16 protein-coding genes and 1 pseudogene are annotated in these 14,704 nt (G+C 71.3%); 8 read left to right on the top strand and 9 right to left on the bottom strand.

All coding sequences use genetic code 11. The features are described from left to right. Positions 1-197: pseudogene (locus CA983_RS47270) on the bottom strand (hypothetical protein); the annotation flags it as partial. A 488-nt stretch (positions 198-685) separates the two neighbouring features. Between CA983_RS47270 and wblA the strand changes: the two are divergent. Further along, positions 686-1,024, top strand: a complete 339-nt coding sequence (wblA, locus tag CA983_RS28710) for a transcriptional regulator WblA (RefSeq protein ID WP_184986441.1) — start codon at positions 686-688, stop codon at positions 1,022-1,024. A gap of 206 nt (positions 1,025-1,230) precedes the next feature. Here the strand turns inward: wblA and bagB are convergent, their stop codons facing one another. Both bagB and bagA read right to left on the bottom strand, forming a co-directional pair. Beyond that, a complete protein-coding gene (bagB, locus tag CA983_RS28705; protein WP_086603732.1) occupies positions 1,231-2,646 on the bottom strand; it encodes an ATPase BagB in 1,416 nt (471 codons plus the stop codon). A 70-nt stretch (positions 2,647-2,716) separates the two neighbouring features. After that, positions 2,717-3,694, bottom strand: a complete 978-nt coding sequence (bagA, locus tag CA983_RS28700; RefSeq protein ID WP_086603731.1) for an ATPase BagA — start codon at positions 3,692-3,694, stop codon at positions 2,717-2,719. Between the two features lie 106 nt (positions 3,695-3,800). Between bagA and sp36 the strand changes: the two genes are divergently transcribed. The 4 genes from sp36 (at position 3,801) to CA983_RS28680 (ending at position 6,206) form a co-directional block, all read left to right on the top strand. Then, positions 3,801-3,959 carry a Sp36 family protein gene (sp36, locus tag CA983_RS28695; RefSeq protein ID WP_003991873.1) on the top strand — a complete coding sequence of 53 codons (159 nt, stop codon included), beginning with the start codon at positions 3,801-3,803 and terminating at the stop codon, positions 3,957-3,959. Further along, the gene (locus CA983_RS28690; RefSeq protein WP_086603730.1) at positions 3,959-4,420 is read left to right on the top strand and encodes a RidA family protein; all 462 of its coding nucleotides are present in this window, start codon (positions 3,959-3,961) and stop codon (positions 4,418-4,420) included. The genes sp36 and CA983_RS28690 overlap by 1 nt, the downstream gene beginning before the upstream one ends. Before the next feature lie 80 nt (positions 4,421-4,500). After that, positions 4,501-5,379 (top strand): NUDIX hydrolase, encoded by an 879-nt coding sequence (locus tag CA983_RS28685; protein WP_086603729.1) that lies wholly within the window; start codon positions 4,501-4,503, stop codon positions 5,377-5,379. Further along, on the top strand, positions 5,376-6,206 hold the full coding sequence (locus CA983_RS28680) for an MBL fold metallo-hydrolase (RefSeq protein WP_086603728.1): 831 nt from the start codon (positions 5,376-5,378) through the stop codon (positions 6,204-6,206). The genes CA983_RS28685 and CA983_RS28680 overlap by 4 nt, the downstream gene beginning before the upstream one ends. Before the next feature lie 18 nt (positions 6,207-6,224). Here the strand turns inward: CA983_RS28680 and CA983_RS28675 are convergent, their stop codons facing one another. Together CA983_RS28675 and CA983_RS28670 are read right to left on the bottom strand one after the other, a co-directional pair. Further along, complete coding sequence (locus CA983_RS28675; RefSeq protein WP_086603727.1) at positions 6,225-7,043, bottom strand: nucleotidyltransferase domain-containing protein; 819 nt, start codon at positions 7,041-7,043, stop codon at positions 6,225-6,227. 123 nt (positions 7,044-7,166) lie between these two features. Further along, positions 7,167-7,841, bottom strand: a complete 675-nt coding sequence (locus tag CA983_RS28670) for a Crp/Fnr family transcriptional regulator (protein WP_010031945.1) — start codon at positions 7,839-7,841, stop codon at positions 7,167-7,169. Between the two features lie 423 nt (positions 7,842-8,264). Between CA983_RS28670 and nth the strand changes: the two genes are divergently transcribed. The 3 genes from nth to CA983_RS28655 all read left to right on the top strand — a co-directional run bounded on the left by nth (position 8,265) and on the right by CA983_RS28655 (position 11,401). Continuing rightward, positions 8,265-9,395: an endonuclease III gene (gene nth, locus CA983_RS28665; protein WP_086603726.1), complete on the top strand. Its 1,131-nt coding sequence runs from the start codon at positions 8,265-8,267 to the stop codon at positions 9,393-9,395. A gap of 97 nt (positions 9,396-9,492) precedes the next feature. Continuing rightward, the gene (locus CA983_RS28660; RefSeq protein WP_086603735.1) at positions 9,493-10,188 is read left to right on the top strand and encodes an NUDIX hydrolase; all 696 of its coding nucleotides are present in this window, start codon (positions 9,493-9,495) and stop codon (positions 10,186-10,188) included. Between the two features lie 13 nt (positions 10,189-10,201). After that, entirely contained in the window at positions 10,202-11,401 is a 1,200-nt protein-coding gene (locus CA983_RS28655) for a MarP family serine protease (protein ID WP_086603734.1), read from the top strand. A 51-nt stretch (positions 11,402-11,452) separates the two neighbouring features. Here the strand turns inward: CA983_RS28655 and CA983_RS48240 are convergent, their stop codons facing one another. From CA983_RS48240 to nhaA, 4 genes are all read right to left on the bottom strand, one after another. Then, positions 11,453-11,635, bottom strand: a complete 183-nt coding sequence (locus CA983_RS48240; protein ID WP_086603725.1) for a hypothetical protein — start codon at positions 11,633-11,635, stop codon at positions 11,453-11,455. 127 nt (positions 11,636-11,762) lie between these two features. After that, entirely contained in the window at positions 11,763-12,701 is a 939-nt protein-coding gene (locus tag CA983_RS28645; protein WP_086603724.1) for an alpha/beta fold hydrolase, read from the bottom strand. Beyond that, positions 12,698-13,186 (bottom strand): phage holin family protein, encoded by a 489-nt coding sequence (locus CA983_RS28640; RefSeq protein ID WP_086603723.1) that lies wholly within the window; start codon positions 13,184-13,186, stop codon positions 12,698-12,700. Before CA983_RS28640 ends, CA983_RS28645 begins: the two co-directional genes overlap by 4 nt. 120 nt (positions 13,187-13,306) lie before the next feature. Beyond that, positions 13,307-14,704, bottom strand: coding sequence for a Na+/H+ antiporter NhaA (gene nhaA, locus CA983_RS28635; RefSeq protein WP_086603722.1), 1,398 nt, complete (start codon positions 14,702-14,704; stop codon positions 13,307-13,309).

Genomic DNA, 14,704 nt, shown 5'->3' with positions numbered 1-14,704 from the left:
GTGAACATCGGCCACGCCGACCGGTCGTGGAGCCTGTCGAGCATGGCGTCCGCGTCACCCGGGTCCGATCCGAAAGCCTCCGGCGTGAACCCCTCGGCCAGGTCCGCCAAGTACGCGGGCCAGAAACCCGGCTCATCCAGGAGCGGATGCCCGTCCACGACAGGGGACGAGGAGTACCAGTGCCGTGCCATCACCATGCCGAGATTCTCTCCAACCCGGCTCCGGGCTGTTCGAAGACCCCGGCCTTCACGGCCGACCGGCTTGACGGCATAGCAACGTGAGGTGTCTACGTTCTCATTCACCGGACAGGCGTATAGGCCTTGGCCTAAGCTGCTCTCAACTGTCACAGCAGTGAGGCCACGTATCAATACGTCCGGCGACCCCGAATCGTTCCGGGTGTTCCCCAACTTTTTTGATGGGGTCGTGTCCGAATCCGCCTCGTGTGTCACACGGCGTCCGTTGTGGCGTAGCTGAACTGTCCTGGTTTGCCGGGAAGGTTACGTATGTCGCCAGCTCACTCCCCCGGGTGATCTGCCGCTTACCCATAGTCCGTTCGGACCATTCAAGATTGGGCCCGCTGGGGGTGTTGCGCTGTGCCCACCTTCCGTAACGTCCTCAACTGGCGGCGGTGAATATGCCGCTGCCGCCGTGGGGGAGCCTCGATTCGGGAGAGGACGGCGCCGGTATGGGCTGGGTAGTCGACTGGAGTGCGCAGGCGGCCTGCCGCACTACCGATCCGGATGAACTGTTCGTTCAAGGAGCGGCGCAGAACAGGGCCAAGGCGGTGTGCACCGGATGCCCGGTGCGCACGGAGTGCCTGGCCGACGCGCTGGACAACCGCGTCGAGTTCGGCGTGTGGGGAGGCATGACGGAGAGGGAACGCCGCGCACTGCTGCGCAGGCGGCCCACAGTGACCTCCTGGCGCCGGCTGCTGGAGACCGCGCGCTCGGAGTACGAGCGTGGCACGGGTGTCCTGCCTCTCGACGACGACGAGGTCTACGAGAACTACGCGGCGGTGAGCTGAGGGGTTCCCTCCGGGGGCTCCTCGGGGCTCAGGCCCCTCACGGAGACGGGCGCCCGTGGGCAGCGCAGGGTCGGTCGCCCTCAGGCGCTCGCGTTGTGCCCAGGCGCATTCGCGTTGTGCCCAGGCGCACTCGCGTTGCGCTCAGGCGCCCGCCTCGGACGCTCGGGCAGTCGCCCGGATGCTCAGGCACCCGCCTCGGACGCCGCTCAGGCACTCGCCTCAGGCCGGGTGCCCGCCTCGGGCAGCTCGGTCTCGGGCAGTTCGCGCTCGTTCGCCGCGAGCCGGTCGCCGATGTCGCGCAGTCCCGCGAGGTCGTGCACGTCGCCGGGCAGCGCGCCCACTTCTGTCACGGCCACCTCCGGGTGGAGCGCGGTGAAGCGGTCACGCGTGCGCTGCTCACGGGAGAGCAGCTGCATACGTTCGGCGTGCAGCCTCAGCAGGCCTGCCGTGAGCTGGTCGACAGAGCGCTCGGTGTTCTCGGCGCTCTCGGTGTTCTCGGCGTCCTCGGCGGGGGAGCCACCGTCAGAAGCCGGAGCGGCAGCCGGAGCTGGTGTTTCGGATGTGGGAGAGCCTGAACTGTTGTACGTGTCGGGGGAGTTACGAAGTACTGCTTTCCCGCCCTCCTGATCCACAATGCGGGGCTCTTCAAGATTTTCCGCGGCGGCGAGCGCCCGCTCGGCCGACAGCCGGTCGGCGCCGCTGCCGTGGACCCGGTTGAGCACCAGCCCGGCGAGCGGCATGTCCTCCGCGGCCAGCCGCTCCACGAAGTACGCGGCCTCGCGCAGCGCGTCCCGCTCCGGGGCCGCGACCACGAGGAACGCCGTGCCGGGCGCCTGGAGCAGCTTGTACGTCGCGTCGGCGCGGGTGCGGAACCCGCCGAAGGTCGTGTCCATCGCGGACACGAACGTCTGGACGTCCTTGAGGAGCTGGCCGCCGAGCAGCTTGCCGAGCGTGCCGGTCATCATCGACATCCCGACGTTCAGGAACTTCATCCCGGCCCGGCCGCCCAGCTTCGCCGGCGCCGTCAGCAGCCGGATCAGCCGCCCGTCCAGGAACGACCCGAGCCGCTTGGGCGCGTCCAGGAAGTCCAGCGCCGAGCGGGACGGCGGGGTGTCGACGATGATCAGGTCCCACTCGTCCCTGGCCCGCAGCTGCCCGAGCTTCTCCATCGCCATGTATTCCTGCGTGCCCGCGAAGCCCGCCGAGAGCGACTGGTAGAAGGGGTTGCCCAGGATGGCGGCGGCCCGCTCGGGGTCGGCGTGCGCCTCGACGATCTCGTCGAAGGTGCGCTTCATGTCGAGCATCATCGCGTGCAGTTCGCCGCCCGCGGAGTCGTCGATGCCCTTCACCCGGCGCGGGGTGTTGTCGAGGGAGTCGATGCCCATGGACTGGGCGAGCCGGCGGGCCGGGTCGATGGTGAGGACGACCACCTTGCGGCCCCGCTCGGCCGCGCGCAGACCCAGGGCCGCCGCGGTCGTGGTCTTGCCGACCCCGCCCGAGCCGCAGCACACCACGATGCGGGTCTTCGGGTCCTCCAGCAGCGGGTCTATGTCGAGCACGCGCGCGGGGGGCAAGTGGTGGCGGGCCGGGTCGTGGGTGTGGGCCGGGTCCGGACGACTCATGACATCCCCTGCTTCCGACTCATGACGGGCCTTGCCTGTGTGCTGTTCCGGGGTCCGCGGCCTGCCCGGCTCATGACACGCCCTGCTCGCGCAGCTCGCGGGCCAGTTCGTACAGCCCCGCCAGGTCCATGCCCTCGGCGAACAGCGGCAGTTCGTGCAGCGGCAGGCCCAGCTCGGTGAGCACCGCACGCTGGTCGTGCTCCAGCGTGTACCGCTCGGCGTACTCCTCGGCCTGGGTGAGCAGCGGATCCACCAGCCGCTCCGCGCGCCCGCCGCGCCTCGCCCCGCCGAGCCCGGCGGACGACAGCGACCGCGCAACCGTGGAACGCGGGACCGTCCGTACGAGTTCCAGGTCGGCCGCGTCCAACACCTCCGGCCGGACCATGTTCACGATGATCCGCCCCACCGGCAGCCGCGCCGACCGCAGCTCGGCGATGCCGTCCACGGTCTCCTGGACGGGCATCTCCTCCAGCAGCGTCACCAGGTGCACGGCCGTCTCCGGCGACTTCAGCACCCGCATCACGGCCTGGGCCTGATTGTGTATCGGGCCGATCTTGGCGAGGCCGGCGACCTCGTCGTTGACGTTCAGGAAGCGCGTGATGCGCCCGGTGGGCGGGGCGTCCATGACGACGTAGTCGTACGCGAACCGCCCGCTGCGATCCTTGCGCCGCACCGCCTCGCACGCCTTGCCGGTGAGGAGTACGTCCCTCAGGCCGGGCGCGATGGTGGTGGCGAAGTCGATCGCGCCGAGCTTCTTCAGGGCCCGTCCGGCACTCCCCAGTTTGTAGAACATCTGGAGGTAGTCCAGAAGGGCCAGTTCGGGATCGATGGCCAGCGCGTACACCTCCCCGCCCCCGGGAGCGACGGCGATCTTCCGCTCCTCATAAGGCAGCGCCTCCGTTTCGAAGAGCTGCGCGATGCCCTGACGGCCCTCGACCTCGACGAGAAGCGTCCGCTTCCCCTCCGTGGCCAGGGCCAGCGCTAGGGCGGCGGCCACCGTGGTCTTACCGGTACCGCCCTTGCCACTGACGACCTGGAGCCTGCTCACGTATTCGAGCCTAACCAGTCCGTGCCCGGGCTACGCGGGAGGCTGTGGACAACGTGGCACCGGTCGGCCACATGAGCCGCACGTGACAGCGGCTAGAGTCGGCCGCATGACCAAGTGGGAATACGCAACCGTGCCGCTGCTCGTCCACGCCACGAAGCAGATTCTGGACACCTGGGGCGAGGACGGCTGGGAGCTCGTCCAGGTCGTGCCCGGGCCGAACAACCCCGAGCAGCTCGTGGCCTACCTGAAGCGGGAGAAGCAGTAATGAGCGCCGTCGAGGCGAAGCTGGCCGAGCTCGGCCTGACCCTGCCCGACGTCGTCCCGCCGCTCGCCGCGTACCAGCCGGCCGTGCAGTCCGGGCCGTACGTCTACACCGCCGGGCAGCTCCCGATGGTGGACGGCAAGCTTCCGGTCACCGGCAAGGTCGGTGCGGAGGTCACCCCGGAGGAGGCCAAGGAGCTGGCACGCACGTGTGCGCTGAATGCTCTGGCCGCCGTCAAGTCCGTCGCCGGTGACCTGGACCGCATCGCGCGCGTGGTGAAGGTCGTCGGCTTCGTGGCCTCGGCCTCCGACTTCACGGGCCAGCCCGCGGTGCTGAACGGCGCGAGCGAGCTGCTCGGCGAGGTCCTCGGCGACAAGGGTGTGCACGCGCGCAGCGCGGTGGGCGTGGCGGTGCTGCCGCTGGACGCACCGGTGGAGGTAGAGATCCAGGTGGAGCTCGCCTGACCCCCTTTCGGTGGTCCTAGCTGCGGAATCCGTCCCCGGGCCACTCGAACATCCGCCCGTCGCGGGATAGCCTCGCGCCCATGGCGAACGGTCAGTGGTACCCCCCGGAGTGGCCGGACCGCATCCGCGCACTCGCGGCCGGCACCCTCACCCCGGTCACCCCGAAACGCGCGGCCACCGTCATGCTCCTGAAGGACACAGACACCGGCCCCGCCGTCCACATGCTGCGCAGACGCGCCTCCATGGCCTTCGCCGGAGGCGCGTACGCGTATCCGGGCGGCGGCGTCGACCCCCGGGACGACGACCATCAGGTCCGCTGGGCGGGCCCCACGCGCGCGTGGTGGGCGGACCGGCTCGGTGTCGACGAGACGACGGCCCAGGCGATCGTCTGCGCGGCCGTGCGGGAGACGTACGAGGAGGCGGGCGTGCTGCTCGCCGGCCCGGCGCCCGACTCGGTCGTCGGCGACACCACCGGCGCCGACTGGGAGGCCGACCGTGCCGCCCTGGTCGCCCGGGACCTGTCCTTCGCGGAGTTCCTGGGCCGCCGCGGCCTGGTCCTGCGCTCCGACCTGCTCGGCGCCTGGACCCGCTGGATCACCCCGGAGTTCGAGACCCGCCGTTACGACACCTGGTTCTTCGTGGCCGCCCTCCCCGAGGGGCAGCGCACCCGCAACGCCTCCACGGAGGCCGACCGCACGGTGTGGATCGCCCCGGGCGAGGCGGCGGCCGGGTACGACAAGGGCGAGCTGCTGATGATGCCGCCGACCATCGCGACCCTGCGCCAGCTGACCGCGTACGAGAGCGCCGCCCGGGCGCTCGCGGCCGCCCCGGGGCGTGACCTCACGCCCGTCCTGGCCACCGCCCGCCTGGTGGACGGCGAGATCGTGCTCTCCTGGCCGGGCCACGACGAGTTCACCAAGCACATCCCGACCGCCCCGACCGGTGGAGCCACCGCATGACGGACGCAGCAGCCCTTCCCGGCCAGCCTCGCGGCGGGGTCCTCTCGGGTCCCGCCACCGCTCGGGCCGTCAACGTCCTGGCCCCCAACCCGTCGGCGATGACCCTGGACGGCACGAACACCTGGATCCTCTCCGAGCCCGACTCGGACCTGGCGGTGGTGGTCGACCCGGGCCCGCTCGACGACGGGCACCTGCGCCATGTCGTCGCCACGGCCGAGCGGGCCGGCAATCGGGTCGCCCTGACCCTGCTGACCCACGGTCATCCCGACCACGCGGCGGGCGCCGCCCGCTTCGCCGAACTGACCGGCACGCGCGTGCGTGCGCTCGATCCGGCACTGCGGCTGGGCGACGAGGGCCTGGCCGCCGGGGACGTGATCACCACCGGCGGCCTCGAACTGAGGATCGTCCCGACCCCCGGCCACACCGCCGACTCCCTCTGCTTCCATCTCCCCGCCGACCGGGCGGTCCTGACCGGCGACACGATCCTGGGCCGCGGGACGACGGTCGTGGCCCACCCCGACGGCCGTCTCGGCGACTACCTGGACTCCCTGCGGCGCCTCAGGTCCCTCACGGTCGACGACGGCGTCCACACGGTGCTCCCGGGCCACGGCCCGGTCCTGGAGGACGCCCAGGGGGCCGTGGAGTACTACCTCGCCCACCGCGCCCACCGCCTCGCCCAGGTGGAAACGGCCGTCGAGGACGGCTACCGCACCCCCGGGCAGGTCGTCGCCCACGTCTACGCCGACGTCGACCGCTCCCTGTGGCCGGCGGCGGAACTGTCGGTACGGGCACAGTTGGACTACCTGGAGGAGCACGGGCTCATCTAGGGCCCTTCATGGACCTCTTCATGGACGCGGCGCTTTGACGCCGTGCACGCGCGCGTACTCCCCGGCGAGCCAGGGCCCGAGATCGTCGACGTACGACACGAGCACGGCGGCGTCCCCCGTCGGCTCCCGGCCGAGGACGGCCGCGGCCCGCATCTGCTCTGCGCGTTGCGGGTAGTACCGGGCGAACGCCTCGGCCATCTCCCGCAGGTCGCTGGTCCAGCCGTTCCAGCGAGGCATGACCAGGGTGAAGCCCGTACGGACGAGGTGCCGGGACATGAAGCGGACGAGGGGACGGCGGGCCTCTTGCGTGCCGCCTGCTTCGGCGATCCGCCGGCGCCAGCGCGGCAGGAGCAGCGCCAGATCGCCGTTCGTCTCGCGGGCCAGCAGTGAGTCGGGGCGGAAGCGCGGCAGGTGCGCGGCCAGGTCCTCGCCCAGCAGAGGGGTGCACAGGCAGGCGACGAACCACCCCAGGTCGTACCGCTCCAGGCCGCTCAGCAGCCGCGCCCGGCTGAACAGCAGCGTCCCGTGCCCGTCGAGTTGCTCGAACTCCTCGTCCAGCGCCGCACCGAGGGCACGGGCCTCGGCCCGGTCCGTGCCGGTCGGCTCCTCGCGCAGGGCGAGCAGCAGATCGAGGTCGCTGCGCCCCACGCGCGCGGTGCCGCGCGGGATGGACCCGTAGAGGTACGCGCTGTGCAGCCGCGCCCCGAACACGTCGGCCAGCCGCTCCCCGGCCGCGGCGACGACCGGACGGAAGGCGTCGGGCACGCGCGCGAGGGAGCCCTCCCGGGCGATGAAGCCCTGGGCGTCGAGTCCCGGGCGGTGAACGGTTCCGGCCATGTGGTCACTGTGCCGTGAAGGGGGACGCCGGCGCGGCTCGTTTTCGTGCCGCGTACGACGTCGGGCCCCGTCCCGCGAGGAGACAGGGCCCGACGACGACGTACGGCCAGGGGTGCCTGCGCGTCAGCGCGAGCGCTTGGCGAGGCGTTCCACGTCCAGGAGGATCACCGCGCGGGCCTCCAGGCGCAGCCAGCCGCGCTGGGCGAAGTCCGCCAGTGCCTTGTTGACCGTCTCGCGGGACGCGCCGACCAGCTGGGCCAGCTCCTCCTGCGTGAGGTCGTGGACGACGTGGATGCCCTCCTCGGACTGCACGCCGAACCGGCGGGACAGGTCCAGCAGAGCGCGGGCGACACGGCCCGGGACGTCCGAGAAGACGAGGTCGGACATCGCGTCGTTGGTCTTGCGCAGCCGGCGCGCGACGGCGCGCAGGAGCGCCGTGGCCACCTCGGGGCGGGCGTTCAGCCAGGGCTGGAGGTCGCCGTGGCCGAGGCCGAGCAGCTTGACCTCGGTCAGCGCCGTGGCGGTCGCGGTGCGCGGGCCCGGGTCGAACAGTGACAGCTCGCCGATGAGCTCGCCGGGGCCGACCACGGCCAGCATGTTCTCGCGGCCGTCGGGGGACGTGCGGTGGAGCTTGACCTTCCCCTCCGTGACCACGTACAGGCGGTCGCCGGGGTCACCCTCGTGGAACAGCGAGTCACCGCGCGCGAGGGTCACCTCACTCATGGAGGCGCGGAGCTCCGCGGCCTGCTCGTCGTCGAGCGCCGCGAAGAGCGGATTGCGCCGCAGAACGTCGTCCACGAGTTCTCTCCTTGTCGACCTGCTCAGGGGCTGTTGCCCCCGCGTACCAAGGCACCGTGGTGCCCATTTTGCCGGACGGTCCAAACAGTGTGATCTGTCACAAGGATGCCGCACACGTGTCCCGGGGTACGCGGCAGGGGTCCAATTGGGCGCCGGTCTTCGGGGTCCGGGGCGGATGTCGGTGCCGGGCCTTAGGCTGGCCGGGTGTCCAAATCGCCGGTGAGAGCACAGGCCGAGGGGGCTGCGCGGGTGGTTGTACGTCGCGATTCCGCCGTGGGCGAACAGAGCCCCGATGGCGGTAGGAAAACGGCGAAAGCGGCAGGGGAGGCGGCGCCTTCCGGGAAGTCGACGCCGGCGAAGAAGGCGCTTGCCGGGAAGGCCGGGGCCGCGAGTAAGCAGGCATCTGCGATGCAGGCTGCGTCTATGAAGAAGGCCGCCTCTGCGAAGAAGGCCGCGTCCGCGAAGAAAGCCGCCTCTGCGAAGAAAGCCGCCTCTGCGAAGAAAACTGCGTCTGTGAAGAAGGCCGCGTCTGTGAACAAGGCCGCCTCTGCGAAGAAGGCCGCGTCCGCGGAGAAGGCTGCGTCCGCGGAGAAGGCTGCGTCCGGGGAGAAGGCTGCGTCCGCGGAGAAGGCTGCGTCCGCGAAGAAGGCTGCGTCCGCGAAGAAGGCCGCGCCTGCGAAAAAGGCCCCCGCCGCGAAGAAGGTCACCGTCGCGCCCAAGAAGGCCACGGCCCGCGTCAAGGGCACCGCCCCGGCCAGGACCGTCGTCCACCCGCCGAGTGGCGAGTCGCGTACCGCCCTGGTCCGCCGGGCCCGCCGTATCAACCGCGAGCTCGCCGAGGTCTACCCGTACGCCCACCCGGAGCTGGACTTCACCAACCCCTTCCAGCTGGTGGTCGCCACGGTCCTGTCCGCCCAGACGACCGACCTGCGCGTCAACCAGACGACCCCCGCCCTCTTCGCCAAGTACCCCACCCCGGAGGACCTGGCCGCCGCCAACCCGGAGGAGGTGGAGGAGATCCTCCGCCCGTGCGGCTTCTTCCGGGCCAAGACAAAGTCGGTCATAGGCCTGTCCAAGGCCCTGGTGGAGGACTTCGGCGGCGAGGTCCCCGGCCGGCTGGAGGACCTGGTCAAGCTGCCCGGCGTCGGCCGCAAGACCGCGTTCGTCGTGCTCGGGAACGCCTTCGGCCGGCCCGGCATCACCGTGGACACGCACTTCCAGCGCCTGGTGCGCCGCTGGCAGTGGACCGCCGAGACCGACCCGGACAAAATCGAGGCCGCGGTCGGCGCGCTGTTCCCGAAGAGCGACTGGACGGACCTCTCGCACCACGTGATCTGGCACGGCCGCCGTATCTGCCACGCCCGCAAGCCCGCGTGCGGCGCCTGCCCGATCGCCCCGCTCTGCCCGGCGTACGGCGAGGGCGAGACGGACCCGGAGAAGGCGAAGAAGCTGCTCAAGTACGAGAAGGGCGGCTTCCCCGGCCAGCGTCTGAACCCCCCGCAGGCCTACCTGGACGCGGGCGGCAAACCGGCGCCGCCGCTGGGGGCCGGATGAGCTGCCCCACGAGCCCCTCGATCAGGGGATCGCGGCCGTTCGCGGAACGATCTCAGGGCCACCGTGCGTTGGAAGCGGCAGGACGACGGGGGTGGCGATGACACGGGCGAGCGACACACAGGGCGGGCCGGTGACGGTGAGCAAGGAGGGCCTGCCCGGCTGGCTGGACCCGGTGGTGCACGCCGTGGAGACGGTCCGGCCGCGGCAGCTCAGCCGCTTCCTGCCGCCGGAGGACGGCGCCGGGCGGCAGTCCGCCGTGCTGGTCCTCTTCGGCGAGGGCGAGCGCGGACCGGAGCTGCTGCTCATGGAGCGCGCGCACTCCCTGCGCTCGCACGCCGGCCAGCCCTCCTTCCCCGGCGGCGCCCTCGACCCGGAGGACGGCGACCCGCGCGGCGACGGCCCGCTGCGGGCGGCACTGCGTGAGGCGGAGGAGGAGACCGGCCTCGATCCCTCCGGCGTCCAGCTCTTCGGAGTCCTGCCCCGGCTGTACATCCCGGTCAGCGGCTTCGTCGTCACCCCGGTGCTGGGCTGGTGGCGTGAGCCCAGCCCGGTCGGGGTCGTCGATCCGAACGAGACCGCCAGGGTCTTCACCGTCCCCGTGGCGGATCTCACGGATCCCGCCAACCGCGCCACCACCGTCCACCCCAGCGGCCACCGAGGACCGGCATTTCTGGTCGAATCGGCACTTGTCTGGGGTTTCACGGCCGGGATCATCGACCGGCTGCTGCACTACTCGGGCTGGGAGCGGCCCTGGGACCGAGAGAAGCAGGTCCCGCTCGACTGGCGCGCATGACAGGGTGGCCTCCGTGAACGTGCTGGACATCTTGTTGCTGGTCGCCGCCGTGTGGTTCGCGGTCGTCGGGTACCGCCAGGGGTTCGTCGTCGGCATCCTGTCGGTGATCGGCTTCCTGGGCGGCGGTCTCGTCGCCGTCTACGCGCTGCCCGTCATCTGGGACGCGATCACGGACAACGCGGAGGTGAGCACGACCGCTGCCGTCGTCGCGGTCGTCGTCGTCATCGTCTGCGCCTCCGTCGGCCAGGCCCTCACCACTCACCTCGGCAACAAGCTGCGCCGGCACATCACCTGGTCCCCGGCCAGGGCCCTGGACGCCACCGGCGGCGCGCTCGTCAACGTCATGGCGATGCTCCTGGTCGCCTGGCTGATCGGCTCGGCCCTCGCGGGCACCACGCTGCCGACACTCGGCAAGGAGGTCCGCAACTCCAAGGTGCTGCAGGGCGTCTCCCAGACGCTGCCGGACCAGGCCGCCACCTGGTTCGCGGACTTCTCCTCGGTCCTCGCGCAGAACGGCTTCCCGCAGGTCTTCAGCCCGTTCGCGAACGAGCCGATCACCGACGTCCAGCCCCCGGACCCGGCGCTGGCGAACAGCCCGGTGGCCACCCGCGCCCAGCGCTCCATCGTCAAGGTCATGGGCACGGCCGCGAGCTGCGGCAAGGTCCTGGAGGGCACCGGCTTCGTCTTCGGCGACCGCCGCGTGATGACCAACGCGCACGTGGTGGGCGGCGTCGACGAGCCGACCGTGCAGATAGGCGGCGAGGGCAAGAAGTACGACGCCACTGTCGTGCTCTACGACTGGCGGCGCGACATCGCCGTACTGGACGTGCCGGACCTGAAGGCGCCCGCGCTGCGGTTCACCACCGAGGACGCGGGCAGCGGCGACGGCGGGATCGTCGCCGGCTTCCCGGAGAACGGGGCGTACGACGTGCGTGCCGCACGCGTGCGTGGCCGCATCACGGCCAACGGCCCGGACATCTACCACCGCGGCACGGTCCGCCGCGACGTCTACTCCCTCTACGCGACCGTCCGCCAGGGCAACTCCGGCGGCCCGCTGCTCACCCCCGACGGCAGGGTCTACGGCGTCGTCTTCGCCAAGTCCCTCGACGACGCCGAGACGGGTTACGCGCTGACCGTGGACGAGATCCAGGAGGACATCACCAAGGGGCGCACCGCCAACCAGCAGGTGGGCAGCGACAGCTGCGCGCTCTAGGAGCGGCCCTGAAGCGGCAGGCGTCGAGGCGTCACTCGCGCGGGTGACGCCTCAGTCGCGTGTGGGGCGCAGACGTACGGAGACCCAGCGGGCCCGGCGGCGGAGGATGCGCGGGATCCCTACCCTGGGGTCCGCGGTCGCCATCTGCGGTGCGCCGCTTCGCTGGTGGGGGTTCGCACCGCCCGCCGAGCGGCGATTGCGGCTTGCGTCACTGTAGTCGTGCGTCCAGCCCATACCCCGACGTGTGCCCCCGCCCCATGGTCGATAACCGCCGCCGGGGCGTCCAATTGGCCTATGCGCCAGGCAATTGGCCGTTCGTAGCACAAGCGTTCACGTGCGGATACCGGCCGCGGTCACCCGGTCACCGATCCGGTTCGGGATCCTGCAGCCAGTTGATGAGCTCCGAGGAGAACGCGACCGGGTCCTCCTCGTGCGGGAAGTGGCCGAGGCCGTCGAACAGGCGCCAGCGGTACGGGGCTTCGACGTACTCGCCGGATCCGGCCGCGCTGCGCGTGCGCATCACGGGGTCGAGCGAGCCGTGCAGATGGAGCGTCGGCACGCGCACGGGCCGCTTCATCCGGCGGTTGAACTGGATGCCGTCCGGACGGGCCAGGGAGCGCACCATCCAGCGGTACGGCTCGACCGCGCAGTGCGCGGCGGAGGGGATGCACATGGCCCGGCGGTAGTTCTCCAGTGCCTCGTCCTCCGGCGGGCGCGGGCCGGACCAGTCCTGGATCAGCCGGGCCACGAGCTCCCCGTCGTCGGCGGTGAGCTGCCGCTCCGGGATCCAGGGCCGCTGGAACCCCCAGATGTGTGAACCGGCGCGGGTCTGCTTGACGTCTCGCAGCATGGCCGAGCGCCAGCGCCGCGGATGTGGCATGGACGCGACGGCCAGCCGCCGCACCAGCTTGGGGCGCATCGCGGCGGCCGTCCACGCGAGGTACCCGCCCAGGTCGTGGCCGACCAGCGCGGCGTCCGGCTCGCCGAGCGAGCGGATGACGCCCGTGACGTCGAGCGCGAGATTGGCGGGGTCGTAACCGCGGGGCGTGCGGTCGCTGCCCCCGACGCCCCGCAGGTCCATGGCGACGGCCCGGAAGCCCGCGTCGGCGAGCGCCACCAGCTGGTGCCGCCAGGTCCACCAGAACTGCGGGAAGCCGTGCAGCAGCAGGACCAGCGGCCCGTCGCCCAGCTCGGCGATGTGGAAGCGGGCGCCGTTGGCGGCGACGTCGCGATGGCTCCAGGGGCCGTCCAGCCGCACGGCCGAAGCCGGTTGTGCCGAAGGTGTGGCGGGATCGGTCATGACGACGAGCGTGCCACAGCCTCGATGGCCTCGGGGACCCGGTCCTTCGCGAGCTCCGGACGCGGGTGCGGCTTGGCCTTCTGCAGAACGCCCGCGGTCTCCTTCATCGAGGCGGCGACCTTCTGCGGGCCCTTGCTCTTCTTGGCCTTCTTCGCGAAGACCACGCCGATCAGCGCGAGCACGACCGCGACCAGCACGTTCGCCGCGAAGGACAGCAGGAAGCAGATCGCGAGGTTCCAGTCGCTCCAGGTGCGGATGCCGTACGCCAGCGCGAAGTTCAGCATCGGCAGGGAGAACAGCAGGACCGCCCCCGCCATCGAGAAGGCGCCGCCGCTGGTCGCGCCGCGCTTCACGTCCTGCTTGAGCTGCGCCTTCGCCAGCGCGATCTCGTCGTGCACCAGCGCAGACATTTCCGCCGTCGCCGAGGCGAACAGCTGGCCGATGGTGCGTTCGGCGCCGACCGGGCTGCCGTCGGGTGCGCTCATCGCGGTCTCCCTCTTCTGCGTACGGTCCGATTTCCGCGTCTTGTGCCTGACCGGCCGCAGTCGTCCGACTGCGTAGGGCCTGACTGCGTACGGTCCCGTCTTTTGTACCGTCCCGTCAGATCATGCCGGACGGTGGTGGTCATCGCGTGCCCCGCCCGGTACTTCGGCAAGCCCGTGCCGCGCGACTGCCTTCTCCTGGGCGATCCGGCGGTGTTCGGCGGCCTTGCGTTCGTAGACGTCGGCCAGCCGCAGGTGGTACGCCGGGTCGTCCTCCTCGTAGATGTCGGGGATGCCGTCGAGGTCCTCGTCGCGCTCCTCGGCCTCCCACAGGCGGCGGTACTTGGCGTTCCGCAGCTTCAGCAGCACGGTCGCGAGCGTCGCGGCGATGAGCGAGCCCACGAGCACGGAGGCCTTGACCGCGCCGGTCATCGTCTGGTCGCCCTCGAAGGCGAGTTCGCCGATGAGCAGCGAGACGGTGAAGCCGATGCCGGCGAGACTCGCCACCGCGAAGACGTCCGCCCAGGCGAGATCGTCGCTGAGCGAGGCCCGGGTGAAACGGGCCGTCAGCCATGTCCCGATGAAGATGCCGAGCGTTTTGCCGACGACGAGTCCGAGGACCACGCCGAGGGTCTCCGGCGTGGTGAACACGTCGACGAGCGCGCCGCCGGACACCGAGACACCCGCGCTGAACAGCGCGAACAGCGGTACGGCCAGCCCCGCCGACAGGGGGCGTACGAGGTGCTCGATGTGTTCGCCGGGGGAGTGGGCCTCGCCCTCGTGGCGGTGGCAGCGCAGCATGAGGCCCATGGCGACGCCGGCGATGGTGGCGTGGATGCCGCTGTTGTACATCAGCGCCCAGACGACCAGCGCGAGCGGCACGTAGACGTACCAGCCGCGCACGCCCTTGCGCAGCAGCAGCCAGAAGAGGACCAGGCCCGCGACGGCGCCGCCGAGCGCGGCGAAGTTCAGGCCGTCGGTGAAGAACACCGCGATGATCAGGATCGCGAACAGGTCGTCGACGACGGCGAGCGTGAGCAGGAAGGCCCGCAGCGCGCTCGGCAGGGACGTGCCGATGACGGCGAGCACGGCGAGCGCGAAGGCGATGTCGGTGGCGGTGGGCACGGCCCAGCCGGTCAGGGAACCGCCGCCGGTGACGTTGGTGAGGACGTAGACGAGCGCCGGTACGGCCATCCCGCACAGCGCGGCGACGACCGGCAGCGCGGCGGCCTTGGGGTCGCGCAGGTCGCCCGCGACGAGTTCGCGTTTGAGTTCGATCCCGGCGACGAAGAAGAAGACCGCGAGCAGCCCGTCGGCGGCCCAGTGCGCGACCGACAGGTCCAGGCCGAGGGCGGCGGGGCCCAGGTGGAAGTGGGAGACGCTCTCGTAGCTGTCGTGCAGCGCGGGGATGTTCGCCCAGAGCAGCGCGGTGACCGCGGCGGCGAGCAGCAGCACCCCGCCGACGGTCTCGGTGCGCAGCGCGTCCGCCACGTATGTCCGCTCGGGGAGGGACAGGGACAG

This window comes from Streptomyces swartbergensis, assembly GCF_002148965.1.
GTDB classification, from domain to species: Bacteria; Actinomycetota; Actinomycetes; order Streptomycetales; family Streptomycetaceae; genus Streptomyces; species Streptomyces swartbergensis.
Note: the sequence above shows the minus strand (reverse complement) of the source record. Positions and strands in the feature narration are given on the sequence as shown.